General features: G+C 67.8%; 29 protein-coding genes, 2 tRNA genes and 1 pseudogene. 23 read left to right on the top strand and 9 right to left on the bottom strand.

Translation table 11 applies throughout. The features are described 5' to 3' along the window. Window positions 1-15 precede the first annotated feature (15 nt). From ACFQBT_RS14850 to ACFQBT_RS14840, 3 genes are all read right to left on the bottom strand, one after another. Window positions 16-1,557 carry a long-chain-fatty-acid--CoA ligase gene (locus ACFQBT_RS14850; protein ID WP_377823801.1) on the bottom strand — a complete coding sequence of 514 codons (1,542 nt, stop codon included), beginning with the start codon at window positions 1,555-1,557 and terminating at the stop codon, window positions 16-18. 102 nt (window positions 1,558-1,659) lie between these two features. After that, on the bottom strand, window positions 1,660-2,343 hold the full coding sequence (locus ACFQBT_RS14845; protein ID WP_377823799.1) for a TetR/AcrR family transcriptional regulator: 684 nt from the start codon (window positions 2,341-2,343) through the stop codon (window positions 1,660-1,662). A 24-nt stretch (window positions 2,344-2,367) separates the two neighbouring features. After that, window positions 2,368-2,871 (bottom strand): MarR family winged helix-turn-helix transcriptional regulator, encoded by a 504-nt coding sequence (locus ACFQBT_RS14840; protein WP_377823797.1) that lies wholly within the window; start codon window positions 2,869-2,871, stop codon window positions 2,368-2,370. Between the two features lie 85 nt (window positions 2,872-2,956). Between ACFQBT_RS14840 and ACFQBT_RS14835 the strand changes: the two genes are divergently transcribed. Together ACFQBT_RS14835 and ACFQBT_RS14830 are read left to right on the top strand one after the other, a co-directional pair. Further along, a complete protein-coding gene (locus ACFQBT_RS14835) occupies window positions 2,957-3,739 on the top strand; it encodes a methyltransferase domain-containing protein (protein ID WP_377823796.1) in 783 nt (260 codons plus the stop codon). Further along, window positions 3,736-4,092: a VOC family protein gene (locus ACFQBT_RS14830; RefSeq protein ID WP_377823794.1), complete on the top strand. Its 357-nt coding sequence runs from the start codon at window positions 3,736-3,738 to the stop codon at window positions 4,090-4,092. The genes ACFQBT_RS14835 and ACFQBT_RS14830 overlap by 4 nt, the downstream gene beginning before the upstream one ends. Here ACFQBT_RS14830 and ACFQBT_RS14825 read toward each other — a convergent pair. Further along, the gene (locus tag ACFQBT_RS14825; protein ID WP_377823792.1) at window positions 4,089-4,742 is read right to left on the bottom strand and encodes a TetR/AcrR family transcriptional regulator; all 654 of its coding nucleotides are present in this window, start codon (window positions 4,740-4,742) and stop codon (window positions 4,089-4,091) included. The genes ACFQBT_RS14830 and ACFQBT_RS14825 overlap by 4 nt on opposite strands. 87 nt (window positions 4,743-4,829) lie before the next feature. Here ACFQBT_RS14825 and ACFQBT_RS14820 point away from each other — a divergent pair. Next, window positions 4,830-4,908 (top strand) — tRNA-Gln (locus ACFQBT_RS14820). A 50-nt stretch (window positions 4,909-4,958) separates the two neighbouring features. Here ACFQBT_RS14820 and ACFQBT_RS14815 read toward each other — a convergent pair. From ACFQBT_RS14815 to ACFQBT_RS14800, 4 genes are all read right to left on the bottom strand, one after another. Beyond that, on the bottom strand, window positions 4,959-6,014 hold the full coding sequence (locus ACFQBT_RS14815) for a zinc-dependent alcohol dehydrogenase family protein (protein ID WP_377823790.1): 1,056 nt from the start codon (window positions 6,012-6,014) through the stop codon (window positions 4,959-4,961). A gap of 130 nt (window positions 6,015-6,144) precedes the next feature. After that, window positions 6,145-6,696 carry a P1 family peptidase gene (locus tag ACFQBT_RS14810; RefSeq protein WP_377823789.1) on the bottom strand — a complete coding sequence of 184 codons (552 nt, stop codon included), beginning with the start codon at window positions 6,694-6,696 and terminating at the stop codon, window positions 6,145-6,147. After that, window positions 6,594-7,004 (bottom strand): P1 family peptidase, encoded by a 411-nt coding sequence (locus tag ACFQBT_RS14805; RefSeq protein WP_377823787.1) that lies wholly within the window; start codon window positions 7,002-7,004, stop codon window positions 6,594-6,596. Before ACFQBT_RS14805 ends, ACFQBT_RS14810 begins: the two co-directional genes overlap by 103 nt. After that, window positions 7,004-7,687 (bottom strand): Pr6Pr family membrane protein, encoded by a 684-nt coding sequence (locus tag ACFQBT_RS14800; protein WP_377823785.1) that lies wholly within the window; start codon window positions 7,685-7,687, stop codon window positions 7,004-7,006. Before ACFQBT_RS14800 ends, ACFQBT_RS14805 begins: the two co-directional genes overlap by 1 nt. 126 nt (window positions 7,688-7,813) lie before the next feature. Here ACFQBT_RS14800 and glmU point away from each other — a divergent pair, with 126 nt between their 5' ends. From glmU to ACFQBT_RS14700, 20 genes and pseudogenes are all read left to right on the top strand, one after another. After that, window positions 7,814-9,343, top strand: a complete 1,530-nt coding sequence (gene glmU, locus ACFQBT_RS14795; RefSeq protein WP_377823783.1) for a bifunctional UDP-N-acetylglucosamine diphosphorylase/glucosamine-1-phosphate N-acetyltransferase GlmU — start codon at window positions 7,814-7,816, stop codon at window positions 9,341-9,343. Next, a complete protein-coding gene (locus ACFQBT_RS14790; RefSeq protein ID WP_377823781.1) occupies window positions 9,340-10,320 on the top strand; it encodes a ribose-phosphate diphosphokinase in 981 nt (326 codons plus the stop codon). The genes glmU and ACFQBT_RS14790 overlap by 4 nt, the downstream gene beginning before the upstream one ends. Before the next feature lie 308 nt (window positions 10,321-10,628). Beyond that, the gene (locus ACFQBT_RS14785; protein ID WP_377823779.1) at window positions 10,629-11,294 is read left to right on the top strand and encodes a 50S ribosomal protein L25/general stress protein Ctc; all 666 of its coding nucleotides are present in this window, start codon (window positions 10,629-10,631) and stop codon (window positions 11,292-11,294) included. Between the two features lie 22 nt (window positions 11,295-11,316). Further along, window positions 11,317-11,916, top strand: a complete 600-nt coding sequence (gene pth, locus ACFQBT_RS14780; RefSeq protein ID WP_377823777.1) for an aminoacyl-tRNA hydrolase — start codon at window positions 11,317-11,319, stop codon at window positions 11,914-11,916. Further along, window positions 11,913-15,451 (top strand): annotated as a pseudogene (gene mfd, locus ACFQBT_RS14775) (transcription-repair coupling factor). The gene pth and the pseudogene mfd overlap by 4 nt, the downstream one beginning before the upstream one ends. Before the next feature lie 11 nt (window positions 15,452-15,462). Then, entirely contained in the window at window positions 15,463-15,981 is a 519-nt protein-coding gene (locus ACFQBT_RS14770; protein ID WP_377823775.1) for a hypothetical protein, read from the top strand. Window positions 15,982-15,985: 4 nt separating this feature from the next. Beyond that, entirely contained in the window at window positions 15,986-16,402 is a 417-nt protein-coding gene (locus ACFQBT_RS14765; protein WP_377823774.1) for a hypothetical protein, read from the top strand. After that, on the top strand, window positions 16,339-16,908 hold the full coding sequence (locus ACFQBT_RS14760; protein ID WP_377823773.1) for a MazG family protein: 570 nt from the start codon (window positions 16,339-16,341) through the stop codon (window positions 16,906-16,908). Before ACFQBT_RS14765 ends, ACFQBT_RS14760 begins: the two co-directional genes overlap by 64 nt. A gap of 54 nt (window positions 16,909-16,962) precedes the next feature. Beyond that, window positions 16,963-18,081: an LLM class flavin-dependent oxidoreductase gene (locus ACFQBT_RS14755; protein ID WP_377823771.1), complete on the top strand. Its 1,119-nt coding sequence runs from the start codon at window positions 16,963-16,965 to the stop codon at window positions 18,079-18,081. Between the two features lie 95 nt (window positions 18,082-18,176). After that, the gene (gene eno, locus ACFQBT_RS14750) at window positions 18,177-19,457 is read left to right on the top strand and encodes a phosphopyruvate hydratase (RefSeq protein ID WP_377823769.1); all 1,281 of its coding nucleotides are present in this window, start codon (window positions 18,177-18,179) and stop codon (window positions 19,455-19,457) included. Between the two features lie 228 nt (window positions 19,458-19,685). Further along, window positions 19,686-20,108 (top strand): FtsB family cell division protein, encoded by a 423-nt coding sequence (locus tag ACFQBT_RS14745; protein ID WP_377823767.1) that lies wholly within the window; start codon window positions 19,686-19,688, stop codon window positions 20,106-20,108. Beyond that, window positions 20,105-20,596, top strand: coding sequence for a DUF501 domain-containing protein (locus ACFQBT_RS14740; RefSeq protein WP_377823765.1), 492 nt, complete (start codon window positions 20,105-20,107; stop codon window positions 20,594-20,596). Before ACFQBT_RS14745 ends, ACFQBT_RS14740 begins: the two co-directional genes overlap by 4 nt. 25 nt (window positions 20,597-20,621) lie before the next feature. After that, window positions 20,622-20,698, top strand: a tRNA-Leu gene (locus ACFQBT_RS14735). A gap of 60 nt (window positions 20,699-20,758) precedes the next feature. Continuing rightward, on the top strand, window positions 20,759-21,097 hold the full coding sequence (locus ACFQBT_RS14730; RefSeq protein ID WP_377823764.1) for a hypothetical protein: 339 nt from the start codon (window positions 20,759-20,761) through the stop codon (window positions 21,095-21,097). A gap of 103 nt (window positions 21,098-21,200) precedes the next feature. Continuing rightward, window positions 21,201-22,100: a VOC family protein gene (locus ACFQBT_RS14725; protein WP_377823762.1), complete on the top strand. Its 900-nt coding sequence runs from the start codon at window positions 21,201-21,203 to the stop codon at window positions 22,098-22,100. Window positions 22,101-22,263: 163 nt separating this feature from the next. Continuing rightward, on the top strand, window positions 22,264-23,640 hold the full coding sequence (locus ACFQBT_RS14720; RefSeq protein WP_377823760.1) for a purine-cytosine permease family protein: 1,377 nt from the start codon (window positions 22,264-22,266) through the stop codon (window positions 23,638-23,640). Then, the gene (locus ACFQBT_RS14715) at window positions 23,556-23,750 is read left to right on the top strand and encodes a hypothetical protein (protein WP_377823758.1); all 195 of its coding nucleotides are present in this window, start codon (window positions 23,556-23,558) and stop codon (window positions 23,748-23,750) included. The genes ACFQBT_RS14720 and ACFQBT_RS14715 overlap by 85 nt, the downstream gene beginning before the upstream one ends. Window positions 23,751-23,931: 181 nt before the next feature. After that, window positions 23,932-24,300, top strand: a complete 369-nt coding sequence (locus ACFQBT_RS14710; protein ID WP_377823756.1) for a cysteine hydrolase family protein — start codon at window positions 23,932-23,934, stop codon at window positions 24,298-24,300. 83 nt (window positions 24,301-24,383) lie between these two features. Continuing rightward, window positions 24,384-25,271, top strand: coding sequence for a Bax inhibitor-1/YccA family protein (locus ACFQBT_RS14705; protein ID WP_377823754.1), 888 nt, complete (start codon window positions 24,384-24,386; stop codon window positions 25,269-25,271). A 5-nt stretch (window positions 25,272-25,276) separates the two neighbouring features. Then, the gene (locus tag ACFQBT_RS14700) at window positions 25,277-25,561 is read left to right on the top strand and encodes a hypothetical protein (protein WP_377823752.1); all 285 of its coding nucleotides are present in this window, start codon (window positions 25,277-25,279) and stop codon (window positions 25,559-25,561) included. A gap of 146 nt (window positions 25,562-25,707) precedes the next feature. Here the strand turns inward: ACFQBT_RS14700 and ACFQBT_RS14695 are convergent, their stop codons facing one another. Next, window positions 25,708-26,931 carry an acetyl-CoA C-acetyltransferase gene (locus tag ACFQBT_RS14695; RefSeq protein ID WP_377823750.1) on the bottom strand — a complete coding sequence of 408 codons (1,224 nt, stop codon included), beginning with the start codon at window positions 26,929-26,931 and terminating at the stop codon, window positions 25,708-25,710. Window positions 26,932-26,935 lie beyond the last annotated feature (4 nt).

Below are 26,935 nucleotides of genomic sequence, written 5' to 3'. Positions count from 1 at the left end.
CATTGATGCACAGAGTCATTGGTTGACCAGCTGCTCGGCCCGGTCACGCAACGGTTGTTTGAGGATCTTGGCCATGGCGTTGCGCGGTAGCGCTTCGAGCACCACCACCGACGTCGGGCACTTGTAGTGCGCGAGGCGCTCGCGGGCGTAGGTGATCAGCGCGTCGGGGTCGATCTCGCGCCCCGGTGCCGGCACGACGTACGCCACCGGGGTCTCGCCCCAGGTCGGGTGCGGAGCACCCACGACAGCCACCTCCGCGATGTCGGGGTGCTCGGTGAGCACCCGCTCGACCTCGGCCGGATAGACGTTCTCGCCGCCGGAGATGAGCATGTCCTTGGCGCGGTCGACGACGTAGACGTAGCCCTCCTCGTCGATGCGCACGATGTCGCCGGTGTGCAACCAGCCGTCGGTGATCGTGGCCGCGGTCGCTGCCGGGTTGCGCCAGTAGCCGCTCATGATCTGCTCGGAGCGGATCAGCAACTCGCCCGGCTGACCCACCGGGACGTCATGACCTGTGGCCGGATCGACGACGCGGGCCTCGTTGCCGGCGATGACCCGGCCTGCCGAGCCGAGCAGGTGCGGCCGGTCGGCATCGCGGTGGTCTTCGGGGCGCAGAACGCAGAAGGTGCCGGACATCTCGGTCATGCCGTAGACCGAGTACAGCCCGGAGGGGAAGGTGGCCACTGCTGCCTGCGCGGTGGGTAGTGGCATCGGCGAGCCGCCGTACCCGAGCACCTTCACGCTCGCGAACGCCTCCCCGATCCCGGGCACCTGGGTGAGCATCCCGATCACGGCCGGCACCAGGAAGACGTGGGTCGCCTGCTCGCCGGTGATGAGCGCAAGCAACTGGTCGGGGACCAGGTCACGTACGACGATCGTGCGCCCCCCGGCGTACATGCTGCCGAGGGCCCAACAGGTGCCGCCGACGTGGAAGAGCGGCATGGCCACGAGGTTCACCGTCCGGGCGTCCATGTCGTAGGCCGGAGCGACGCGGGCGGTGTGTGAGCCGACGCTGCGGTGGGTGAGCATCGCGCCCTTGGGCCGGCCGGTGGTGCCGGAGGTGTAGAGCTGCAGGAACGCGGTGTCGTCGTCTGCGGCGAACACCTCGGTCAGCGGGTCCGCTCCGGCGAGGAACGCTTCGTACTCGTCGTCCTCGCCGCCCAGCGCCACGATGCGTCGCAGGTGCGGCAGTTCGGCCGCGAGACCAGCCGCGATGGGGACGAAGTCCGGCCCCGCGAAGAGGAGCACCGCCTGCGAATCGTCCAGTACGTACCGGATTTCTTCGGAGGAGAGCCGGAAGTTGACCACGGCGTTCACGGCGCCGATCAGTGAGGCGGCGAAGGTCAACTCCAGGCAGGCGGCGTTGTTCTTGTCCAGGGTCGCGATGCGGTCGCCCGCTTCGACGCCGGCATCCCGCAGAGCCTGGGCGAGTCGGCGGATCCGGTCATCCACCTCGGTCCAGGTCCAGCGGTGGTCGCCGTACTCCAGGGCGGGTGCGCTCGGCTGGCTGGCCAGATTGGCCGTGATGACGTCGTAGATCCGCACTGGCTGTTGCATGACCTCTCCCCGGTGAGCGGACGTGATGTCCGTCACGGTATTGGCCGTACGTACGGTCAGTCAACGAGAATCAGGAAATCGACCCCCGGGCCCGCGGCCGGATCAGGGCGTGGTCAGAAGTCGCTGGGTGGTCAGTGCCACGGTGCCCTCAGGGTCGGCGAGCGTGGCCAGGTCCGAGCGATCGGCCAGGATGCTGCCGAGCAGCACCCGGACGAGGTCGGCTCCGACACCGAGCGCCGAGAGACCGCCCTCGGGGCGGAACCAGGTCCAGGCCCACTGGCTGCTGCCGAAAACCAGCAGGCTGGTCACGTCGACGTCGATCGGCAGGAAGGCGCCGTTCTCGATGCCCCGGCGAAAGACGTCCCGGAAGAGCTGCAAATACTGCGCACGCAGCCGCCGTCCCTCGGCAAGTGCGGGATTAGTGGCCAGTGTCGCGGTCTCGCGTTGGAAGGCGATCGTCGAGTCGCGGTCGATGACCTGGTAGAGCATGAAGGCGTAGAGCAAGGCGCTCAACTGCTCGGCGGAGGAGTCGAACGCATCCAGCAGCGTGTTCGCTTCGGTCAGCCGTCGCTCCATGTACCGCTGCAGCATGGCCGCGAAGAGCCGGTCCTTGGTGCCGTAGTGGTGCACGATCGTGCCCTTGGAGATCCCCAACTCGGCTGCGATATCGCTGAAATTCGCTCCCGCATAGCCTTTTTCGGCGACGGCTCTGGTGAAGACGGCCAGGATGTCGCCGGACCGACCGGCGACCGGGACGCGGAACGACGCGTCAGCAGAGGGGGCCATGGTTCGAGTCTAGGCAGACGGGCGTCAGCCGGACTCGACCGCCGACAGCAGGGCGCGCAATGCCCCCGCCAAGCGTTCGCGATCCCGTGCCGGCATCCGCGCAAGGAGTTCCCGCTCGTGTTCGAGCAGATCGGCCATGGCCTCGTCGACCAGGGTGCGGCCGGCGGGGGTGAGTTGCACCAGGACTCCGCGACGGTCGCGCGGATCGGGCAGTCGGCGTACCAGTCCCCGTCGCTCGAGCCGGTCCACCCGGTTGGTCATCGTTCCGCTGGTCACGAGCGTTTGCTGCACGAGCACGCCGGGGGAGAGCTGGTACGGCGCTCCGACCCGGCGCAGCGCCGACAGCACGTCGAACTCCCAGGTCTCCAGGTCGTGCTCGTCGAAAGCCGCCGCGCGCGCTTGTTCCAACAACGTGTCGAGCCGCGAGATCCGCGAAAACACCTGTAGCGGATCGACATCCAGGTCCGGTCGCTCGCGGTGCCATGCGGCGACGATGCTGTCGACCTCGTCGGCGAGCGGTGCACCCATACGGTCATCGTAGCGTCAAGTCTCTTGACATCGAGATATCTCGAAAGTATCTTGACGTCAAGATACTTTCTACGAGGAGGCAACGATGCCGACCTGGGATCCGACGCAGTACGAGAAGTTCGCCACCCTGCGCGACCGGCCGTTCATTGATCTGCTGTCGCGGGTGGGGGCCGAGGATCCGCGGTTGGTCGTTGACCTCGGCTGCGGCAACGGTCCGCTGACGTTGCTCATGGCGCAGCGCTGGCCGGATGCGCGCATCGTCGGGATCGACTCCTCGCCGGAGATGATCGAGCGGGCCCGCGAGATCGACACCGACGGTCGGGTGGAGTGGCAGGTGAGCAGCGTGGAGGACTGGGATCCCGCCGCCACCCCGGACGTCCTGATCACCAACGCCACGCTGCAATGGGTGCCGACCCATCGTGCCCTGATCCCGCGCTGGCTGCAGGCCATGCCCGAGGGCGGCTGGTTCGCGATGCAGGTGCCCGGCAACTTCGACGCCCCGTCGCACCGGCTGATCCGCGAGACCGTCGCGCAGCACCCGCGGGCGCAGGACCTGGTAGGCGCCCTGCGGTCCGACGCGGTCGAGGACCCCACCGGGTACGCCGATCTGTTGGCTACCCGGTGCTCGCACCTGGACGTGTGGGAGACGACCTATCTGCAGATGCTGGATCCTGCTGGGACACAACGCAGTCCGGTGTTGGAGTGGGTGCGCGGCACGGGCCTGCGGCCGGTGCTGGACCGGCTGCGCCCGGAGGAGATCGAGCCCTTCCAAGCGGCGCTCACCGCGAAGTACGACCAGGCGTACCCGCGCAAGCCCTACGGTGTGCCGTTCGAGTTCCGCCGCGTCTTTGCCGTGGGTGCGCTGTGATCACCGGCCTGCATCATGTCCAGATCGCCTGCCCCGGCGGCCGCGAGGACGACCTGCGCGCGTTCTACGGCGCAGTCCTCGGCCTTCCGGAGATTCCCAAGCCGGCGATCCTGGCTGCCCGGGGCGGCTGCTGGTTCCGGGTCGGCCCGCAGGAACTGCACTGCGGCGTTGAGCCGGACTTCCGGCCGGCGCGCAAGGCGCATCCCTGCTTGCTGGTGGACGACCTGGAAACCGCGGCGAGCGCCGTACGGGCAGCGGGACACCAGGTGACCTTCGACGACTCGATCCCCGGGGTGCGGCGGTTCCACACCGTTGATCCGGTGGGTAACCGACTGGAGATCCAGCAGGTCTAGACCGCGCTGGCCGCTGCCGTCTCGCGGGACTCGTCGCGTGCGTGCAGGTGCCCGCTGTACTTCAGCGTCGGGTTCTGCTGAAGGCCGCGCATGCCGTTCCAGGTGAGGTTCACGATGTGCTGGGCCACCTGCTCCTTGTCGAAGTCCGCGCCTCTCTCCAGCCACCAGTCACCGGACAGGGCGATCTGCCCGACCAGCATCTGGGTGTAGATCGGCACCGGTGTCGGGTCGATCTGGTGGCGGTCGAACATCGGCACCAGCGCGCTTTCGACCGCACGCGCGACCTCCGACATCAGGCTGGCCAGCGAGCCGGTGGTGTGCCAGCTCGGCGCATCACGGGTGAGGACGCGAAATGCTGCCGGTTGCTCCTCTACGAAGGTCAGCAGTCCCCACACGGCCTGCTCGAGCAACTCGCGCTCCCCGTCGCAGTCGCCCAGGAATTCGGTGACCGCGTCGGCCAACTCGCGCATGGAGCGGTCGATGACCACGGCGTACAGCCCTTCCTTGCCGCCGAAGTGCTCGTAAATGACCGGTTTTGTGACCGACGCACGGGACGCGAGTTGCTCGACGGAGACGCCCTGGACACCCTCTTCAGCGAAGACCTCGCGGGCGACGGTGATCAGCTGTTCGCGGCGCTCGGCTGCGGTCATCCGCTGACGTTGTGGCTTCATGGCGTTTATTGTCCACCCAATACGTCGTTTACGCTTGCCCGTGGCCTGCCCGAGTGGATAGGTCGTTCCCCGGTTGCTCTGCTGGCAGGGGCCGCCTGACTTTGAATCAGGATTAGCGACGTTGGTTCGATTCCAACCCGGGGAGCCCTGCACACAGGTCGGCCCGCCGCTGGGAAGTGGCGGGCCGACGCGGTGCTACGCCTCCAGGATGACCTTCAACGCTTTGGTTTCCGCGGCGCGGGAGAAGGTGTCGTAGGCATCGAGGATGTCGCCGAGAGCGAACCGGTGGCTGATGAAGTCCCCGGCATCGATCTTGTGCTGCGCGAGCATCTTGATCAGCATCGGCGAGGTGTTCGTGTTGACCAGGCCGGTCGAAACCATGATGTTGTCGATCCACTTGGTGTCCAGGGGGAACTCCACCGGCTTGCCGTGCACCCCGACGTTGGCGACGTGTCCGCCGGGCCGCACCAGGGACAGCGCCATGTCCCAGGTCGCCGGGACCCCGACCGCCTCGACCGAGACGTCCACGCCGAGCCCGTCGGTCATGGCGAGGACCTGCTCGCGCCAGTCGGCGTCGGAGGACACCACCCCGTCGGTCGCCCCGAACCGTTTGGCCTGCTCGACCCGGTTGGGGTCCAGGTCGACGGCGATCACCCTGCTGGGCCCGTAAAGTCCTGCGGTCGCCATCGCTGCCAGGCCGACCGGCCCGGCCCCGATGATGGCCACCACGTCACCGGGCTGCACGTTGCCGTAGCGGATCCCGATCTCGTGCCCGGTCGGCAGGATGTCGGAGATCATCACCGCTTCCTCCGCTGCGACACCCTCGGGCAGCTTGTAGAGCGAGGTCTCCGCGAACGGCACCCGCACGTACTCCGCCTGCGTGCCGTCGATCAGGTGCCCGAAGATCCAGCCGATCCCGCTTGCGCCCTCGTCGGCCAGGCAGTGCGAATAGATGCCCTTTTTGCAGTAGCTGCACTTCCCGCACGAGGAGATGCACGAGATGATGACTCGGTCACCGACCGCGAGATCGGTGATGGCAGAGCCTATTTCGGTGATGACGCCGACACCCTCGTGGCCGAGGATCCGCCCGTCGGTCACCGCCGGGACGTCGCCCTTGAGGATGTGCAGGTCGGTCCCGCAGATGGTCGTGCGCTCGATCTGCACGATGGCGTCGGTGGGTTTGAGGATCATCGGGTCGGGGACCTCTTCCCAGTCCTTCTGGCCCGGTCCGTGGAATACGAGCGCCTTCATGATCGCCTGCCTTTCGCTCACGCCGCGGTGTTGCGGCTACGTCGCGTCCGGCGGATGTCGGGCGCGCGTTTGGTGCGATAGAAGTCGGGCTCAACTCCAGGTTAGAACGGCCACGGGCGGCGCGGAATGCTCAATCCACGGCGCGGACGGCGGTGCACACGGCGTCCACCGCGAGCAACCGCACGATGTCGACGTGGGTCGGCACCTGGCCGGTGGCCGCGGCCACGAAGGCGTCCCCGTCGAAGCGGGTGTGCGGCGGCGTGATCGCCCGTGCCAGCCCGTCGTGGGCGCCCTGGGCCACCACGAAGCAATCGGCCTTGTTGAGCGAGGCGTTCGTCACGACGACGCCGATCGTGGTGTTGGTGCGTTCCGAAGGAACTGCCGCCATGAGCGCATCGACGATCGACAGATCGACCGGATCGGTGCCGGGGTCGACGTCACCGAATGCGTTCACCGCGCACAGCGCACCCACCACCAACTCGCCTACCTGCACCTCGGCGTACCGCAATCCACCCGGTCGGCGCGCCTCCCCGCGCCAGTTCGAGACGCAGGCACCCGTGCCGGCGCCCAGTGCACCGTTCAGCACGTACGCCGTGTCCTGGGCCGCCGCGTACCCCGCGTCCGCGTCCGGATAGGCGTCGGGCGAGCCGACGAGGCGATCGAACAGGGCGAGGGTGGGCACCACGGGAACGTTGCCCGCCGGGGTCGGCACCCCCGGCCCTGGTCGGCGTAGAAGCGCATCACACCGTCGGCGGCCGCCAGGCCGAAGGCGGATCCGCCGGCCAACAGCACACCTTCGAAGGTCTGCACGGTCTTGTCCGGTGCCAGGGCGTCCAACTCCCGGGACGCCGGAGCACCGCCGCGCACCTCCACCGAGGCGACGCTGCCCGGCGGGAGGTCCACCAAGGTGCAGCCGGTGCGGGCCACCTCGTCGGTCCAGTGCCCGACCCGGACACCCGCGATCCCCACGACATCGGTGACGGTCGCCATCACTGGCTCCTTTGCTGCAGCGCCGGTAGGCGGTCATCCAGAAGTTTGTAGGCGGACGCCAGCAGGATCCCCAGCGCCAGGACCAGGGCAGTGTTGCGCAGCGCCACGGGGTAGCCGAGTTCGGTCACGTCAAGGAACGGATACGGATACCAACCGCTGACGGCGCCGTGTACGAACGTGTAGAGCAGCCACGCCGCGGGCCAGATCATCGCCCGGGCGACGGTGCTCCACCTGATCCGGGGGCGGGGGCCGAACAGCAGCCAGCCCAGCAAGGTCAACCACGGGGCGAAGACGTGCAGCAGGGTGTCGGTCCACCAAGCCAGGCCGTGCAGATCGAGCAGGCTGCGCAACGCCACCTCGTAGACCAGGCCGGTGACCACGATGCCGAGCAATCCGTCCAGCCGCAGCACGCGCCACAGCGGCCCATCCCGCCGCGGGTCGATCGCCAGGGCAAGGACGCTGACGAAGACCAGGATGTTGCTCTGGATGGTGAAGTAACTCAGCAGACGCACCAGTCGCGTGCCCAGCGGCACAGCCGTGCCGGAATCACCGGAGTTGACGTCGGTGCCGCCCGCGAGCACCAGCCACAGCTGCAGCAGCAGACCAACTCCGACCCCGGTCGCGACGACGAGGTGCCACACCCGGGCCGTGCGTACCCTCGCGGTACCGGCTCGCTGGCTCATCACCGTCACTGTAGGCCAGCGCCCATCGGCAACGGGTGGCCGAACCGTGGGTGTCCAGCCGGTAACATCGCCTGTGGTGATGCCCGTCGACGGGCGACCGGCCGCTCGATCAAAGGAGTCTCGCGAGTGAGCGCCACCCCTGCCGCCGTGATCGTCCTCGCAGCCGGTGACGGCACGCGGATGCGTAGCCAGACCAGCAAGATGCTGCACAAGATCGCCGGCCGCACGCTGATCTCCCATGCCGTGCACGCCGCTGCCGGCACCAACGCCCCGCACATCGCGGTCACCGTCCGGGCCCATCGCGATGCGGTCGCCGCCGAGGTGCTGGCCACTTTCCCCGAGGCCGTCATCGCCGACCAGGACGACATCCCCGGGACCGGCCGGGCCGCCGAGTGCGGGCTGGCCGCGCTGCCCTCGGACCTTGCCGGCACCGTCATCGTCACGTACGGCGACACCCCCTTGCTCTCCGCCGAGACGCTGGTGTCGCTGACGCAGCAGCACGAAGCCACGGCCAACGCCATCACGGTGCTCACCACGCACCTGCCCGACCCGGCCGGCTACGGCCGGATCCTGCGCGACGCCGACGGCAGCGTCACCGGCATCATCGAGGACAAGGACGCCCGCGCCGCCCAGGCCGAGGGCGGCCCACTCGCGCACGCGGTCGAGATCAACGAGATCAACTCGGGGATCTACGCATTCAGCGTTGATGTACTGCGCGAACTGCTGCCGCAGGTCGGCACCGACAACAACCAGCGCGAGAAGTACCTCACCGACGTGCTCGCGCTGGCCAGGGACCGCGGCGGCCGGGTCGAGGCCCTGGTCATCGATGACACCCCGCAGATCCTGGGGGTCAACGACAAGTCGCAACTGGCGCAACTGGGCAAGGAACTCAACGAGCGCCTGGTCAAGAAGCTGATGGTGGAGCAGGGCGCGATCGTCATCGATCCGGCCACGACGTGGGTGGACGCCGAGGTCACCGTCGGAGCCGACACCGTCATCCACCCCGGCTGCCAACTGCTCGGCGCCACCAGCATCGGTGTCGAATGCACCATCGGGCCCGACACCACCCTCAAGGACACCGAAGTCGACGACGGGGCGAGCGTCGTACGCACGCATGCCGAACTGGCCGTCATCGGCCCGCAGGCCACGGTGGGTCCGTTCTCCTACCTGCGTCCCGGCACCACCCTCGGCGCTCGCGGCAAGATCGGCGGATTCGTCGAGACCAAGAACGCGCAGATCGGTGACGACGCGAAGGTGCCACACCTGACCTACTGCGGCGACGCCACGATCGGTGAGGGAGCCAACATCGGCGCCGGCACGATCTTCGCCAACTACGACGGGGTCACCAAGAACCACACGAATGTCGGGCGGTACAGCTTCGTCGGGTCCAACAGCGTGATCGTGGCGCCCGGATCGATCGCCGACGGCACGTACGTCGCGGCGGGTTCAGCGGTCACGGCGCCGGTCGGTCCGGGCGAGTTGGCGGTCACGCGTGCCCGGCAGCGCAACGTCGAGGGCTGGGTCGCCCGTCGCCGCGCCGGGTCGGCGACGGACGCCGCTGCACAGGCAGCGGTCGCCCATGGGATCGCCGCAGTTCAACAGGGATTGGAAGAATCAGCGCCATCGGCGTCGGCAGTCACGGAAGAGAACGCATGAACATCGGCATGAAGCGCACCACCGAGAAGAACCTCATGGTCTTCAGCGGGCGGGGCCACCCCGATCTCGCGCAGCACGTGGCCAAGGAGTTGGGCACCGAGTTGGTGCCGACAGCGGCCTACGACTTCGCCAACACCGAGTTGTACGTGCGTTATGAGGAGTCCGTGCGCGGCTGCGACGCGTTCGTCATCCAGAGCCACACCGCCCCGATCAACACCTGGATCATGGAGCACCTGATCATGGTCGATGCGCTCAAGCGCGCCTCGGCCAAGCGGATCACCGTGGTCATGCCGTTCTACGGGTACGCCCGCCAGGACAAGAAGTCCCGCGGCCGCGAGCCGATCAGCGCGCGGCTGATGTCCGACCTGTTCAAGACCGCCGGCGCCGACCGGTTGATCGCGGTCGACCTGCACACCGACCAGATCCAGGGTTTCTTCGACGGCCCGGTCGACCACCTTCAGGCGCTGCCGATCCTGACCGACTACGTGTCGGAGAAGTACGCCGAGGAGGATCTGGTCGTCGTCTCTCCCGACGCGGGCCGGATCAAAGTGGCCGAGTCGTGGTCGCGGCGCTTGAACAACGCCCCGTTGGCCTTCATCCACAAGACCCGCGACGTCACCCGGCCCAACGAGTCGGTGGCCAACAGGGTCATCGGTCAGGTCCACGGCCGCACCTGCATCCTGGTCGACGACATGATCGACTCCGGCGGGACGATCTGCCACGCCGCCGAAGCCCTGATGAAGGAAGGCGCCGCCAGCGTCATCATCGCCGCGACGCACGCGATCTTCTCCGGCCCCGCGGTGCAGCGACTGCGTGACTCGGTGGCCCGTGAGGTCATCGTCACCGACACGTTGCCCGTCGGCCCGGACAAGCAGTTCGAGGGTCTGACGGTGCTGCCGATCGCGCCGCTACTGGCCGAAGCGATCTCGCAGGTCTTCGGCGACGGTTCGGTGACCAGCATGTTCGCCGACCACTGAGCTGCTGACTCCTACGGCTGGCCGACCTCCGCTATTGCACAACAGCGGCAATCCGCAATCCAGCGGTTGTCCCGGGCGGGAAACAACCGCTGGATTACGGACAACCGTCAATCGGACGGCACCCGGGATTTGGGCGGGTGCTGCCGTTCGCCGTACGATGAACGACGTTGCCTCGGCGAGGGATGCTGCATGAGCGGCTCCGTGATCGACAAGGTTCAGGCGAGATTTCGTGCCTGCACGCGTCGGTTCATGCCGCGTCCCGCGTCGAGGCGCCACCGAATCCATCCGAGAAGCCTGAAGGACCTGTCATGGCCACGAAGTCCGATAACCGCCTGATCGCCGAGAAGCGCACCGAGTTCGGCAAGGGTGCCGCTCGGCGCATCCGCCGCGACCACAAGATCCCCGCCGTTCTCTACGGGCATGGCACCGACCCGCAGCACCTGACCCTGCCGGGCCACGACACGATGCTGGCGCTGAAGAACCCCAACGCCATCCTCACCCTGGTCATCGACGGCGACGAGCAGCTCGCCCTGGCCAAGGACGTGCAGCGCGACGCCATCAAGCCGGTCATCGACCACGTCGACCTGATCATCGTCAAGAGGGGTGAGAAGGTCACCGTCGACGTGCCCGTGCACATCGAAGGCGAGGCCGGCCCGGAGACCAACGTCGTCCTGGAGAACAACACCCTGTCCATCGAGAGCGACCCGCTGTCGATCCCCGAGAACATCGTCGTGTCCGTCGAAGGCCTCGAGGCCGGCAGCCAGATCCTGGCCAAGGACGTCACCCTGCCCGCCGGCTCCACGCTGGTCGCCGACGAGGACCTGCTGGTCGTCAACGTCACCGCTCAGGTCACCGCCGAAGAGCTCGAGGCCGAGCTGGAAGAGGCCGAGGCCGAGGCCGGCATCGAGAAGGACGAGCCGGAGGCCGCCGAGGGCGACGCCGAGGACTCCGACGAGGACTCCGACGAGGAGTGACCATGTCCCGCGAGTTGTCCTGGTGAGCCCCTGGTTGATCGTCGGGCTCGGTAACCCCGGATCGACGTACGCCGGCAACCGGCACAACGTCGGTGCGATGGTCATCGACGAACTCGCGAGTCGTTACGACGCGACGCTACGCGCCCACAAGGCGCGTGCTCGCGCCGCCAGCATTCGACTCGGGCGGCCCGGCACCTCCGGGCCGCCCGCAGTCATTGCCGTCCCCACGACGTACATGAACGAATCCGGCGCTGCCGTCAAAGGATTGGCCGATTTCTTCAAGGTGCCGGCCGAGCAGATCATCGTCATCCACGACGAGCTCGACATCGATGCCGGCGCGATCCGGCTCAAGCGCGGCGGGGGAGAAGGCGGCCACAACGGGCTGCGATCCATCACCTCGGCACTGGGCACCAGGGACTACCTGCGGGTGCGTGTCGGCATCGGGCGCCCACCGGGCCGGATGGACCCGGCGGCCTTCGTGCTGAAGGACTTCAACTCGGCCGAGCGCAAGGAACTGCCGTTCGTACTGGACGAAGCAGCCGATGCGACGCAGCTACTGATCGAGCGCGGACTGACCGACGCGCAGAACACCGTGCACGCTGGAGGATCAACCCGCTCGTGACTCTCGACCCGCTGCTGACGCTGCTGCGCTCCGACGCCGGAGTGCAGCGCACGCTGAGCCATCTCAATGCCGACATCGTCGACGTCGCGACCGCCCCCGGTCTGCGGGCGCCGCTGCTCGCCGTCCTCGCCGGTGGTGAGACCGGGGTGCCGATCCTCGCGGTGACCGCCACGGGCCGGGAAGCAGACGACCTGGCGACCGCGCTGCGCTCCTTCCTGCCTGCCGAGCGCATCGCGGAGTTCCCCAGCTGGGAGACCCTTCCGCATGAGCGGCTCAGCCCGCGCAGCGACACCGTCGGCAAGCGGCTGTCCGTCCTGCGCCGGCTCGCACACCCTTCACCCGACCACGGCCCGGTCGATGTCGTCGTCGCGAGCGTGCGTGCGCTCCTGCAGCCGATCGCCAAGGGTTTGGGCGACCTGGAGCCCGTCGCGTTGGCAGCCGGGCAGGACGCGGACCTGTCCGACGTCGTCGCGCGGCTGGCCGCGGCGGCCTACACCCGCACCGACCTGGTCGAGCGACGGGGCGAATTCGCTGTCCGCGGAGGCATTCTCGATGTCTTCCCGCCGACCGAGCAGCACCCCCTGCGTGTGGAGTTCTGGGGCGACACCGTCGAGGAAGTGCGCTACTTCAAGGTCGCCGACCAGCGCAGCATGGAGATCGCCGAGGGTGGCCTGTGGGCGCCGCCGTGCCGCGAACTGCTGCTGACCGACGCCGTCCGCGACCGGGCCCGCGCGCTTGCGGACCAGTTGCCGGGTGTCGCCGACATGCTGCACAAGGTCGCCGAAGGCATTGCGGTGGAAGGGATGGAGTCCCTGGCCCCCGCTCTGCTGGGCTCGCAGATGGAGACCCTGCTCGACGTACTGCGACCGGGCACCCACGTGATCCTGTGCGACCACGAGCGGGTGCGCACGCGGGCCCACGACCTCGTCGCGACCAGCGAGGAGTTCCTGGAGGCCAGCTGGGGCAACGCGGCGGCCGGCAACCAGGTCCCGGTGGACCTGCGCGCGGTGCTCGGCAGCGCGTCGTACTGGACCCTGCAGGAGTTGCGCGAGCACGCCCTGAAGACCGGACGACCCTGGTGGTCCTTCGCCTCCTTCGCGACGGACGAGGACCTGATCGCCTTCACTGAGGACGAATTGCCCGGTGAGAGAGTCAATCTCGGCAGTACGCCGGTTGCGGCCTACCGGGGAAACACCGAGTCAGCGATCCACGACCTGCGCGAGTACGTCGCGGACGGGCAACGTGTGCTGATCGTCACCGAGGGCCCCGGGCTGGGCCGGCGGATCACCGAGGTGCTGGCCGAGCACGACCTGGCCACCCGCGGTCTCGGTGACCTGACACCCGGTTCGATCGAGCTGTCCACCGGCTGCCTCGGACCCGGATTCTCCCTACCCAGTAGTCAATTGGTGGTCCTCACCGAAGCGGACCTGACCGGCGGAACCGGCGCCGAAGGCTCCACCAAGGACATGCGCCGGATGCCGGCCAAGCGGCGCAACGTCGTCGATCCGCTGCAGCTGCGCCCGGGCGACTTCGTGGTGCACGAGCAGCACGGTGTCGGCAAGTTCGTGGAGATGGTCCAGCGCACCGTGCAGGGTGCGACCCGCGAATACCTGGTGCTGGAGTACGCCCCGTCGAAGCGCGGTCAGCCCGGTGACCGGCTGTTCGTGCCAACCGACCAGCTCGACCAGGTCACGCGCTACGTCGGCGGCGAGGCTCCGTCGGTCAACAAACTCGGTGGATCCGACTGGCAGGCAACGAAATCCCGGGCTCGTCGGCACGTGCGGCAGATCGCCGCGGAGCTGATCCGCCTCTACAGCGCGCGCATGGCCACCTCCGGCTACGCGTTCAGCCCGGACACGCCCTGGCAGCGGGAGCTGGAGGATGCGTTCGCCTACGTCGAGACTCCCGACCAGCTCTCCAGCATCGACGAGGTCAAAGCCGACATGGAGAAGCCGGTCCCGATGGACCGGTTGATCTGCGGTGACGTCGGATACGGCAAGACCGAGATCGCCGTACGCGCGGCGTTCAAGGCGGTCCAGGATGGCAAGCAGGTCGCCGTCCTGGTCCCGACGACCCTGCTGGTCAAACAGCACGTGCAGACCTTCAGCGAGCGGTACGCCGGGTTCCCGGTCACCGTCAAGGCGTTGTCCCGCTTCCAGAGCGACAAGGAGGCCAAGGAGGTCATCGAGGGCGTGGCCTCCGGGGTCGTCGACATCGTGATCGGCACGCACCGGTTGCTCGGCAACGAGGTGAAGTTCAAGGACCTCGGGCTGGTGGTGATCGATGAGGAGCAGCGCTTCGGTGTGGAGCACAAGGAGCAGCTCAAGGCCTTGCGCACGGCGGTCGATGTGCTGGCCATGTCGGCAACCCCGATCCCGCGGACCTTGGAGATGGCCGTCACCGGAATCCGCGAGATGTCCACTCTCGCAACGCCTCCCGAGGAGCGACACCCGGTCCTGACCTTTGTCGGTGCCTACCAGGAGCAGCAGGTCGCCGCCGCGATCAAGCGGGAGCTGATGCGCGAGGGTCAGGTCTTCTACGTGCACAACAAGGTGCAATCGATCGAGAAGACCGCCTCCCGGATCCGCGAACTCGTGCCGGATGCCCGCGTGGTCACCGCCCACGGCAAGATGTCCGAGCACCGCCTCGAGGACGTGGTCGTCGACTTCTGGGAGCGGCGGGCAGACGTGCTGGTCTGCACGACGATCGTCGAGACCGGCCTGGACATCTCCAATGCCAACACCCTCATCGTCGAGAGCGCGGACCGCCTCGGGCTGTCCCAGCTGCACCAGTTGCGCGGCCGGGTGGGCCGCGGCCGCGAGCGCGCCTACTCCTACTTCCTCTACCCGGGTGAGAAGCCGCTGACCGAGACCGCCACCGACCGGTTGCAGACCATCGCCAGTCACACCGACCTCGGTGCCGGCATGGCCGTGGCGATGAAGGACCTGGAGATCCGCGGTGCGGGCAACCTGCTGGGCGGAGAGCAGTCCGGGCACATCGCCGGTGTCGGGTTCGACCTCTATGTGCGCATGGTCGGTGAGGCCGTGGCCGACTTCCGCGGCGAGGAGAACACCCAGCCGGTCGAGATCAAGATCGAGTTGCCGGTCGACGCGCACCTGCCGCACGACTACATCCCCGGCGAGCGGTTGCGCCTGGAGGCGTACAAGAAGCTGGCGACCGTCGAGGACGTCAGCGCCCTGGAGGAGATCGGCGCTGAGTTGAAGGACAGGTACGGCGAGCCCCCGAGCCGGTACGCAACCTGTTCGAGGTGGCCCGGCTGCGTACCGTCGCCCGCAAGGCCGGGATCGGCGATGTCGCGGTGCAGGGCAAATTCGTCCGGTTCAGCCCGGTCGCGCTGCGCGAGAGCCAGCAGCTGCGGTTGGAGCGGCTCTACAAGGGCACCATGGTCAAGGAAGCGATGCAGCAGATCCTGGTCCCGATGCCGCGCACCGCACCGGTCGGCGGGGAGCCGCTGCGAGACACCGAGATCCTGCACTGGGCCACCCAGCTCATCGAACAGGTCCTTTTGGCATGATGCAGGGTGTGATGGGCGCGAAGATGAAGCTGGCAGTGGCGGCGACGATGGCGGCCGGCGCGATGGCGCTGAGCGGCTGCGGTTCCAACAGTCTGGTCCAGAACGGCTACGTCGCCGCCCGCTACGACGGCACGACCGTCACCAACGACCAGGTGCAGGACGCCCTGATCGATGTGCGCAAGGTCAACGCCGAGTTCGACTCCCAGTCGGCTGCGGTGTTCTTAGCCCTCAACCCGCAGTTGTCGAAGCTGGCCGGCAAGTACGGCGTCGCGACCTCCGCCGCGCAGGCCAAGGCGGCCTTCCCCGCAACGGTGAAGAACCCGTCGACGTCCGCGATCAGCGTCGTCCAGTCGAGCATGGACTTCCAGGCGTTGCGCTCCAGCCAGCAGGGTCAGCCCGCCCTCGCCAACCTGATCAACACCGCGGACGTGCAACTCAACCCGCGCTACGGCACCTGGCAGAAGGGTGTCGGCCCGACGAGCGTCGCGCCGAACTGGATCTCCGCGTCGCCGGCACCCGCCGCTTCCTGATCCCGTGCCCCGGCTGACGCTGCTGGTCACCAGCCCGCGTCTGCCGGCCGGGTTGCTGACCCGCGACGCGTGGGCCGCTCTGTCGAACGCGCAGGTGGTGAGAGCCGCCGACCTGGACGACCCGACGACCGCCGCCGTCGCGGCGTCCGGGATCCAGGTCAGAGCGGGAGCCCCCGATGCGCGCGAACTGGCGCGATCGACGTACGACGTGGTGTGGGTTGGTTCCCCCGACGGCGACCCGGGTCTGACCGACGCCCTGGCTCAGGAGTTGTCGGCGCTGGACGAGCCGCCCGAGGTCGAGGTGCTCGTGGGCTCCTGGGATCCGCCGGGGGCCGGCTGCTCGATGCGGTGGCCGCGATGGACGCGTTGCGGTCGCCCGGCGGTTGTCCATGGGATGCGAAGCAGACTCACGAGTCGCTGACCAAGTACCTCCTGGAAGAGGCGCACGAGACGGTCGAAGCGATCGAGACCGGCTCGACGGAACATCTCATCGAAGAGCTCGGCGACGTGCTCCTGCAGGTGCTCTTCCATTCCCGGATCGGTGAGGAAGCCGAAAACCCCTGGGACATAGACGATGTCGCTGCCGGCCTCGTTGCCAAACTGGTCCGCCGGCACCCGCACGTCTTTGCCGACGGCTCGGCGCAGACGCCCGAAGAGGTCGAGGCGGCGTGGGAGCAGATCAAAGCGGCAGAGAAACCGGAGCGCGGTGCGGACGATCTGCTGGCCGGGATCCCGGTGTCGCTGTCGAGCCTGCTGATAGCGCAGAAGGTGCTGGACCGGGCCGCGCGTCGTGGCGTCGACGTCACCCCCGGCGACGATCTGGGCGGTGCGCTCCTGGCGCTGGTGGCGCGGGCGCGGGCGGCTGGCGTCAGCGCGGATGCGGCCCTACGGGACGCCCTGCGCAGCCTCGCCGGCCCGGCCGTCTGACGCGCCCGGGGGACGGCACAACAGGTCGCGCAAAACCTACTAAAGTTGTCGGGTATGACGGTCCGGCTGCACTGGTTCCTGCCTACGAACGGCGATTCGCGGACGGATCTGAGCCTCGGTGACGCGGTCAGTGCGGTCAGCGGCAGCGCGGGTTCGCGCGCGACGTCGCCGGTCACCAATCGCCCGCCCACCCTCGAATACCTCGGTCAGATCGCCCGCGCCGCAGAGCAACTCGGCTTCGACGCCGCACTGACTCCTACCTCCAGCGCGTGTGAGGACGCGTGGGTCACGACGGCCGCGCTCAGCCAGGAGGCTCGACGGCTGCGCTACCTCGTGGCCTTCCGGCCCGGCGTACTCAGTCCCACCCTGGCCGCCCAGATGGCCGCCACCTACCAGCGCGTCACGGGCGGACGGCTCTTGCTGAACGTCGTGACCGGGGGTGAGGACGTGGAGCAGCGCCGGTTCGGCGACGCGCTCGACAAGGACGCTCGCTACGCCCGCACCGGCGAGTTCCTGCACGTTCTGAGGGCGCTGTTCACCGGCGAGCCGGTCACGTTCCATGGCCGGCACCTGTGGGTCGAGGGCGCCGTGCTGCCCGGTGAGCTGCACCGCCCCGACATCTACTTCGGCGGATCGTCGGCGGCCGCGATCGACGTCGCGGCGCAACACAGCGACGTCTACCTGACCTGGGGCGAGCCGCCGGAGCAGGTCACCGAGAAGCTGGACCGGGTGCGGCTGGCCGCCGCCCGCTACGACCGGTCGCCTCGATTCGGGATCCGCCTGCACGTCATCGCCCGACCCACCGCCGAGGAGGCCTGGCAGGTCGCCGATCGCCTGCTGGCCGGCTTGGACCCGGCGCAGGTCGCCACGGCGCAGGCCGCGCAGTCCGGCGCCCAGTCCGAGGGCCAGCGGCGGATGACGGCGCTGCACGGCGGCCGTCTGGACCATCTGGAGATCTACCCCAACCTGTGGGCCGGCATCGGCCTGGTGCGCGGCGGCGCGGGTACGGCGCTCGTGGGCTCCTACGGCGACGTCGCCGACCGGATCGGCGAGTACCACGCCCTCGGGCTGGAGGAGTTCATCCTCAGCGGCTACCCCCACCTCGAAGAGGCCTACCACGTCGGCGAAGGCGTACGCCCGGCGCTAGCCGCCCGCGGGTTGCTCGCCGGGTGAGCGCACGTCTCAAAAGCCTGCCGGCCCGGTTGTTACCCATCGGTCACGCGTTAGTCTCGAAACAGCCCGTGCAACCCTCACACTCAGGAGATCCAGTGGCCAGCATCGACGGCATCATTGCGCGTGAAATCCTCGACTCCCGCGGCAATCCGACGGTCGAAGTGGAGGTCCTGCTCGACGACGGCATCGTGGGTCGCGCTGCCGTGCCTTCCGGCGCCTCGACCGGTGCGTTCGAAGCGGTCGAGCGACGCGACGGAGACAAGAAGCGCTACGGCGGCAAGGGCGTTCAGGATGCCGTCGACGCGGTCACCGAAGACATCGCACCGCACCTGCTCGGCTTCGACGGCAGCGAGCAGCGCCTCGTCGACCAGGAGATGATCGAGCTCGACGGCACCCCCAACAAGGGCAAGCTCGGCGCCAACGCCATCCTCGGCGTCTCCCTGGCCGTGGCCAAGGCCGCCGCCGATTCGGCCGGTCTGCCGCTGTTCCGCTACCTCGGCGGCCCGAACGCGCACCTGCTGCCGGTGCCGATGATGAACATCCTCAACGGTGGCTCGCACGCCGACTCCAACGTCGACATCCAGGAATTCATGATCGCCCCCATCGGTGCGGCCAGCTTCCGCGAGGCGCTGCGCTGGGGCGCCGAGGTGTATCACGCGCTCAAGGGCGTGCTGCACGACAAGGGCCTGGCGACCGGCCTCGGCGACGAGGGCGGTTTTGCACCCAACCTGGAGTCCAACCGGGCGGCGCTGGACCTGATCCTCGAGGCGATCAAGAAGGCCGGTTACAAGCCGGGCGAGGACATCGCGCTCGCCCTGGACGTAGCGGCCAGCGAGTTCTACGACAAGGGCAAGTACACCTTCGAGGGCGAGAAGAAGACGGCCGAGCAGATGTCGGCCTACTACGAGGAGTTGCTGGCGTCCTACCCGCTGGTCTCCATCGAGGACCCGCTGGACGAGGACGACTGGGACGGCTGGAAGACCCTCACCGACCAGATCGGCGACCAGGTGCAGATCGTCGGCGACGACCTCTTCGTCACCAACCCTGAGCGGATCGCCAAGGGGATCGACACCGGCACCGCCAATGCGCTGCTGGTGAAGGTCAACCAGATCGGTTCGCTCACCGAGACCATCGATGCGGTGACCCTGGCCCAGTCCAACGGCTATCGCTGCATGATGTCGCACCGTTCGGGCGAGACCGAGGACACGTTCATCTCCGATCTCGCAGTCGCAGTCGGCTGCGGTCAGATCAAGAGCGGTGCCCCGGCCCGCAGTGAGCGCGTCGCCAAGTACAACCAGCTGCTGCGCATCGAGGAGGAACTCGACGACGCCGCGGTCTACGCCGGGCGCAGCGCGTTCCCGCGTTTCAAGGGCTGACCCGCTGCACCCTCTTTCCGACGCCGTAGCGACCTCGGATCTGCGGATCCAGGTCGCTACGGCGTCAATAACATCCGAGGGTCCGCGCGCCTTTTCGGCCAGACCCAGCCGCCGTCGTACATTCTGATGGTGGTGAGTGCCGGTCCGAGCAGTCAGCGCCGCACGGGCAAGAGCGCGTCGCGGCCCTCCAGTCGACCCCGTTCCGGTACGCCGCCCACCCGTCCCGCCGTGAAACCCGCCTCCGTGTCTGCGCCGGCGCCCACCCCCGGGCGCACGCCTCGTTCGATGCGGCGGATGGTCGGAATCGGCGCCCTGCTGCTGTTCCTCGCGGTGCTGCTGACCCCCACGGTCCGCGGCTACCTCAGCCAGCGCTCGCAGATCAACCAGGCGCAGGCGCAGGTCGATGCCCAGGAGCAGGACATCGCGGCCAAACAGTCCCAGCTCAAGCAGTGGAACGACCCGAAATACGTTGAGCAGCAAGCCGAGTCGCGTCTTGGTTTCGTCAAACCGGGGCAAACCCTGACGGTCACGGTGGACAAGAACGGTCAGGCGCGCCAGTCCGCGGGCACCGATGTCGTGGCAGCCAAGCCGACGCAGCCGTGGTACGACCAGTTGTGGTCCTCGGTCCAAGGCGCTGCCACCCGCAAATGACCGTTTCCGATGAGGACCTCGCTGCGGTCGAGCAGCAGCTGGGTCGTGCCCCGCGCGGTGTGGTCGCGATCGCCGCACGCTGCCCCTGCGGCTGCCCGGCCGTTGTCCGGACGCTGCCGCGACTGCCGGGCGGCACGCCGTTCCCGACGACTTTCTACGCCACCTGTCCCCGGTTGACCGGTGCGATCAGCACGCTGGAGGCCAGTGGTCTGATGCGCGAGATGACCCAACGCCTGCAGGAGCACCCCGAGCTGGCCGCGGCCTACCGCGCGGCGCACGAGGACTACCTGCGCCGACGGGCCGAGCTGGGCGATGTCCCGGAGATCGAGGGCATCTCGGCCGGCGGCATGCCCGATCGCGTCAAATGCCTGCACGTCCTCGTCGCGCACTCGCTGGCTGCCGGCCCGGGCGTCAACCCTCTGGGCGACGAGGCGCTTGCGGCGCTGCCGCAGTGGTGGGCCGACGGTTGCTGCGGCGTTCAGGGATAGGCCCCACTCGTCGTACGCTAAGCCCGCCCTCGTAGCCCAATCGGCAGAGGCAGGCGACTTAAAATCGCTCGAGTGCGGGTTCGAGTCCCGTCGAGGGCACCAGGACTTCCGTACTCGAACCCGCACGAAAGTAGTCGGGAGATCTGACGTAGGCGGAATGTGATGGCCGGAGCTATTTTCTTCGAGGATGGGCGCGGATGGTCGAATGCGTCGTGGTCTTTCGACTGGGTGCTGGAGGTCATTGCCCGCAATACCGCGGATGCAGAACTGGCACACGATCTGCGTTTCATCATCAAGAATAATTTCGGCGGCCTGTTTCTGGAGCAGCTTCCTTCCGAACATCGACAGGAAGTGCTCCGGATCATGGATCACGTCCTCATTCCGTACTCTCAGGCAAACCTGCCCGCCGACATGCCCGACCGCCAGCACTACATCGAGAAACAGCTCCAGGAGCTGGTGGATCTGTCACACGGCAGTGCCACCGCCGGCGAGGGTGGATAGGAGCGGACGTCACGCCCAGAGCAGCACCCCGCGACGGCGCAGGGGGTGCCAGAACGACCGGTTCCTGGCAGGCTGGAAAGCCCGAGGCGAAGGAGCTCCGGTCATGCCCAACATCACCCCCTGTATCTGGTTCGACAGTGACGCGGTAGGGGCCGCCGAGCTCTACGTTTCGCTGTTCCCCGACTCGCGGATCGTCCGCACCGTCGACTACCCGGCCTCCGCCAACGACGGACTGGCCGACTTCCAACTCGACCGCGCGGGAACGGTCCTCACCGTAGATTTCGAGTTGGCCGGGCTCTCGTTCATCGGTCTCAACGGCGGCCCGCAGTTCCGCCCGACCCCGGCGCTTTCCTTCATGGTCAACTTCGACCTGTCCAGGGACCCCGACGCGCGGGGATCGCTGGACCGGGTCTGGGCTGCGCTCAGCGACGGCGGGCAGGTGCTGATGGAAGTGGGGGAGTACCCGTTCAGCCCGCATTACGGCTGGGTCGATGACAAGTACGGCGTGAGCTGGCAGCTGATGCTGACCGATCCGGAGGGCGACCTGCGTCCGCACATCATGCCCAGCTTCCTGTTCAGCGGAGCGGTCACCGGCCGGGCTCAGGAAGCAATTGCTTACTGGGGCAGTCTGTTCGAGGGTTCTCACCCGGGACAGATCGTGACGCGCCCCGAGGCTGAGGGCAACGCCGCCGCCGGCTCGCTGTTGTACGGGGACTTCACCCTCGGCGACCAGTGGTTCGTCGCGATGGATTCGCCGGTGGAGCACGCATTCACCTTCACCGAAGGTGTCTCGTTGAGCGTCTCCCCGCACGGCCAGGACGGTATCGACCACTTCTGGGCCGGCCTCTCGCACGTTCCGGAGGCCGAACAATGCGGGTGGTGCAAGGACCAGTTTGGCGTCTCCTGGCAGATCGTGCCGGTCAATATGGACGAATTGATGAGCAAGCCGGGTGCGTTCGCGACCATGATGAAGCAGCACAAGATCGTGATCGGCGAGTATTGAGCTAAGTTCGGCCGTGGGCTTCTAGAACCAGAGCAGGGCTATGTGCAGAACGGGTCGAAAATCGACGGTTATGTGAGTGTCGGCGCGGCTCGTCCGACCTGACCCCGCCGGCCGCCGGAGACCGCTAGCGTTCAGCTCAGCGATCCAAAGAAAGGGCAGCCCCATGACCCAGCCCGCCACCGAGTCCGCCCTCAGCGTTGAGCAGAACGGCATCAACACCGTCCCGGACGCCGAGCACAAAGGGCAGCCGCGAGAGCTCTTCTGGCCGTGGTTCGCAGCGAACATCTCGGTCCTGGGCATCGCCTACGGTGCCTACCTGCTGAACTTCAAGGTCTCCTTCTGGCAGGCGGTGATCGTCGGCGTACTGGGCATCCTCGTGTCGTTCTTCCTGTGCGGGCTGGTCGCGTTGTCCGGCAAACGCGGGCATGCGCCGACCATGACGTTGTCGCGAGCAGCATTCGGGGTCAACGGCAACCGGCTCCCGTCACTGATCTCCTGGCTGCTGACGGTCGGCTGGGAAACCGTGCTCTGCTCCCTGGCGGTGCTGGCCACCAGCACGGTGTTCAAGGAGCTCGGCTGGAGCGACGGCAACGCGACCAAGATCATCGCGATGATCGTCGTGGCGGCGCTGATCGTGGGCGGCGGGGTCATCGGCTTCGACTTCGTGATGAAGCTGCAGCAGTGGATCACCATCATCACGGGCGTACTCACGATCGTCTACGTCATCCTGGTCGTCGACCAGATCCACTGGTCCACCGTCAGCGCCATCCCGGCCGGGGGAGCGCCGCAGGTGATCGGTGGGGCCATCTTCATGGCCACCGGATTCGGTTTGGGCTGGGTCAACGCCGCCGGTGATTACTCGCGGTACCTACCCAGCAGCGCGTCCAACAAGGGCGTCGTCGGCTGGACCACGCTCGGCGGCGCACTCGGTCCGGTCATCCTGCTGATCATCGGGCTGCTCCTGGTCGGCTCCTCCCAGGATCTCGGCCAGGCCATCAACAACGACCCGATCGGCGCGCTGGCCTCGGTGCTGCCGAACTGGTTCCTGCTGATCTTCCTGGTCGTGGCGATCCTCGGCCTGATCGGCGGCGCGGTGCTGGACATCTACTCCTCCGGGCTGGCGCTGATGAGCGTCGGGGTGAAGGTGCCGCGCCCGGTGGCCGCCGGCATCGACGGCACGATCATGATCCTGGGCACCATCTACTTCGTCTTCATCGCCGACAACTTCTTCTTCCCCTTCCAGGGCTTCCTGATCACGCTCGGCGTCCCGATCTCGGCCTGGTGCGGTGTCTTCCTCGCCGACCTGCTGCTGCGACACAAGGGCTATGCCTCACGTGAGCTGTTCGACCCGAACGGCCGCTACGGCAACGTCAACTGGATCTCTGTTGGCCTGGTCGTCGTCGGCACCGCCGTCGGTTGGGGCCTGGTCACCAACACCTACGCCGGGTGGCTGGGGTGCAGGGCTACCTCCTGGGCCCGATCGGCGGCAAGGAGGGCGACTGGGCCGGCGCCAACCTGGGTGTCGTCGCGGCTCTGCTGATCGGTTTCCTGGGCTACCTGCTCCTGGGCCGGCGCAACGTCCAGCGTCAGGAGGACATCCCGTTGCCCGAGTCCGAGGCCAACCTGGACATCGAGGAGCCCACGCCGTGAGCCGCCGCGAGGTGTTGATGCTCATCGACATGCAAGCGGTGTTCGCCAGACCCCCAGCCCGTGGGCCTCCGGTCAGTATCCGCAGGCCGAGCCGCACGCGCTCAGGCTGCGATCGGCGTACCCCGATGACCGTACGGCGATCACCCGCTACCTGCCGCCCGACCCGGTAACCGGGGCGTGGGTGCCGTATTTCGAGGTGTGGCCGTTCGCTCTCGATCCGGATCAGGCCGACTACGAACTCATGCCCGGCTTCGAGCCGGGCGGCGCCGTCCTCATCGAGCGCACGACCTTCGGTAAGTGGGACGCGGCGTCGTACCTGGCCATGGGCCGCCCGGATGCGATCGTGCTGGCGGGCGTCAGCACCGACTGCTGCGTGTTGTCCACGGCGCTGGCCGCTGCTGATGCGGGTGTCCAGGTCCGGGTCGCGGCCGACGCCTGTGCCGGTGCGAGCCCGGCCGACCACCAGCGGGCGCTGGACGCGATGGCACTCTACGCCCCGCTGATCGAGATCACCGACACGGACACGGTGCTGCGATCGTTATCGGCGTGAGACCGGTCGGATGGCACAGATCGGCCGCCCGAAACGTTGCACCACACAGATAATGGTGTGAGCCAACGAGAAGGGATCCCGTCATGGCGAGCAATCCGGTGTTCGACCGGTTCGACAAAGACCTGAGCAAGGGCGAATACGCCTCCATCGGTCAACCGCAGTACGGCCAGTACGCCCAGCCCCAGCAACCGGGGATGCCCGGGGGCCAGTGGTCGCAGGCCCCGGCCGCGGGTGCCGCGGCCTACCAGCAGAACCTCGAGGACCTGTACAACTCCCCGTCGGCGACCGCCGCGCAGACCCGGCGGATGACGATGAACGACGTGGTCATGAAGAGTCTGGGCCTCTTCGCGGTCCTGGTCGCTTTCGGCGCCGCGGCGTGGTTCCTGTGCGACCGCAACCCCTCGCTGACCGTCCCGTTCTGGATCGGCGGAGCGGTGCTGGGTCTGATCCTGGTGTTCGTCATCTCCTTCAAGAAGGTGGTGTCCCCGCCGCTGATCGTCGCCTACGCCGCGGTCGAGGGCGTCTTCCTCGGGGCCATCAGCCGCACGTTCGAGCACGCATTCCCCGGCGTGGTCATCCAGGCGGTCATCGCCACCCTCTGCGTCTTCGTCGGCATGTACGCGCTGTTCTTCACCGGTGTCATCAAGGTCACCGAGCGCTCCCGCAAGATCTTCATGATGGCGTTGCTCGGTTACGTCCTCTTCGCCGTCGTCAACGCGATCCTGGTCTGGACCGGAGTGCTGTCCGGTTGGGGAGTCGGCAACAACAGCGGTTGGGGCATCCTGATCAGCGTTTTCGCGGTCGGTCTGGCCGCCTACTCATTGGCCGTCGACTTCGACACCATCCAGCGCGGTGTGCAGGCCGGTCTGCCGGAGAAGTACTCCTGGCTGATGGCCTTCGGACTGATGGTCACCGTGGTCTGGCTGTACGTCGAGCTGCTGCGCCTGTTCGCCCGGATGCGCGACAACTGATCGACGTGCCGGACGCGGTCTCGGCCGAATTGGCCCGGATCGTCCGCCGCTGGCACGAGTTGCCGCAGGACCGGGCGGCCGGCCTGGCTCCCGCCGTGCATCACGTGACGCAGGCCCTCGCCGACGAGACGGCGAGGGCCTGCGGGCGCCAGCGGCTCGGCGTACCCGATCTGGGCCCGGCGCTCGTGGTCGACCAACTACGGGTCATCACGTACGACGCCCTGCAGGCCGGTCTGGACCGCACCTCGGTCGCGGACCGGCTGACCGCCCTGCGGCGCATGATTGCCTGAGCACGCACATCCCACCGATTTTTGGAGCGGGATTTACCCAGATCGACGCGTCTGAGGTGAATCGCGATCCAAGAGTCGCTGCTATGAACCCCGGACAAGATGAGGGGCCCGGTCGCTGATTGCGACCGGGCCCTTCACGCGTTATCTCAGCTCAGGCGTTCGTAGATGATGGCCATGCCCTGGCCACCGCCCACACACATCGTTTCCAGGCCGAAGGTGCCGTCGACGGTCCGCAGACCATTGAGCAGGGTGGTGGTGATGCGGGCGCCGGTCGAACCGAACGGGTGACCCAGCGCGATCGCACCGCCGTGGATGTTGAGTTTGTCGTAGTCCATCTTGAGGTCGTCGGCCGAGGGCAGCACCTGCGCCGCGAAGGCTTCGTTGATCTCGTAGAGGTCCATGTCGCCGATCGTCATCCCGGCCCGCTCGAGCGCCTGGTTGACCGCGCCGACCGGGCCCAGGCCCATGATCTCCGGCGACAGGCCGGTGACACCGGTGGAGACCACGCGGGCCAGCGGAGTGATGCCCAGCTCTTTGGCCCTGGTGTCGCTCATGACGACCAGGGCAGCGGCCCCGTCGTTCAGCGGGCAGCAGTTGCCCGCGGTCACGGTGCCGTTCTCACGGAAGACCGGGTTCAGGGTGGACACCTTCTCCAGCGTGACGCCGGCACGCGGGCCGTCGTCCGTGCTGACGACCGTGCCGTCGGGCAGTGTGACCGGGGTGATCTCGCGCTCGAAGAAGCCGGACTTGATGGCTTCCTCGGCCTTGTTCTGGCTGCGGACACCCCACTCGTCCTGTCGCTCACGGGACACACCGCGGGAGGTGGCCACGTTCTCAGCCGTCTGGCCCATCGCGATGTAGACGTCGGGCAGCAGACCGTCCAGGCGCGGGTCGGTCCAGGTGGCGTTGGTCTTCGCCGTCTCGTCGGTGCGCGCGATGGCCTCGGCGAACAGCGGGTTGCGCCAGTCGGCGGCGGTACCGCCGGCGCCGGAGAAGTTGGCGTAGCGGGAGACGCACTCGACGCCGGCGGAGATGAAGACATCGCCCTCACCGGCCTTGATCGCGTGCGCGGCCATCCGGGTGGTCTGCACCGAGGAAGCGCAGAACCGGTTCACGGTCGCACCCGGCACCGAGTCCAGACCGGCCAGCACTGAGACGACGCGGGCCATGTTGGAGCCCTGCTCGGCCCACGGCTCGGCGCAGCCGAGGTACAGGTCGTCGATGGTCGTGGCGTCGAGCTGCGGCACCTGGCCCAGGGCGGCGCGGACGATCTGGGTGGCCAGATCGTCGGGGCGGATCGTGGTCATCGATCCTTTGAAAGCGCGGCCGATCGGGGTCCGGGCGGCGGCGACGATTACTGCTTCGGTCATGGAT

Source organism: Branchiibius cervicis (assembly GCF_042661605.1).
Lineage (GTDB): Bacteria > Actinomycetota > Actinomycetes > Actinomycetales > Dermatophilaceae > Branchiibius > Branchiibius cervicis.
Note: the sequence above shows the minus strand (reverse complement) of the source record. Positions and strands in the feature narration are given on the sequence as shown.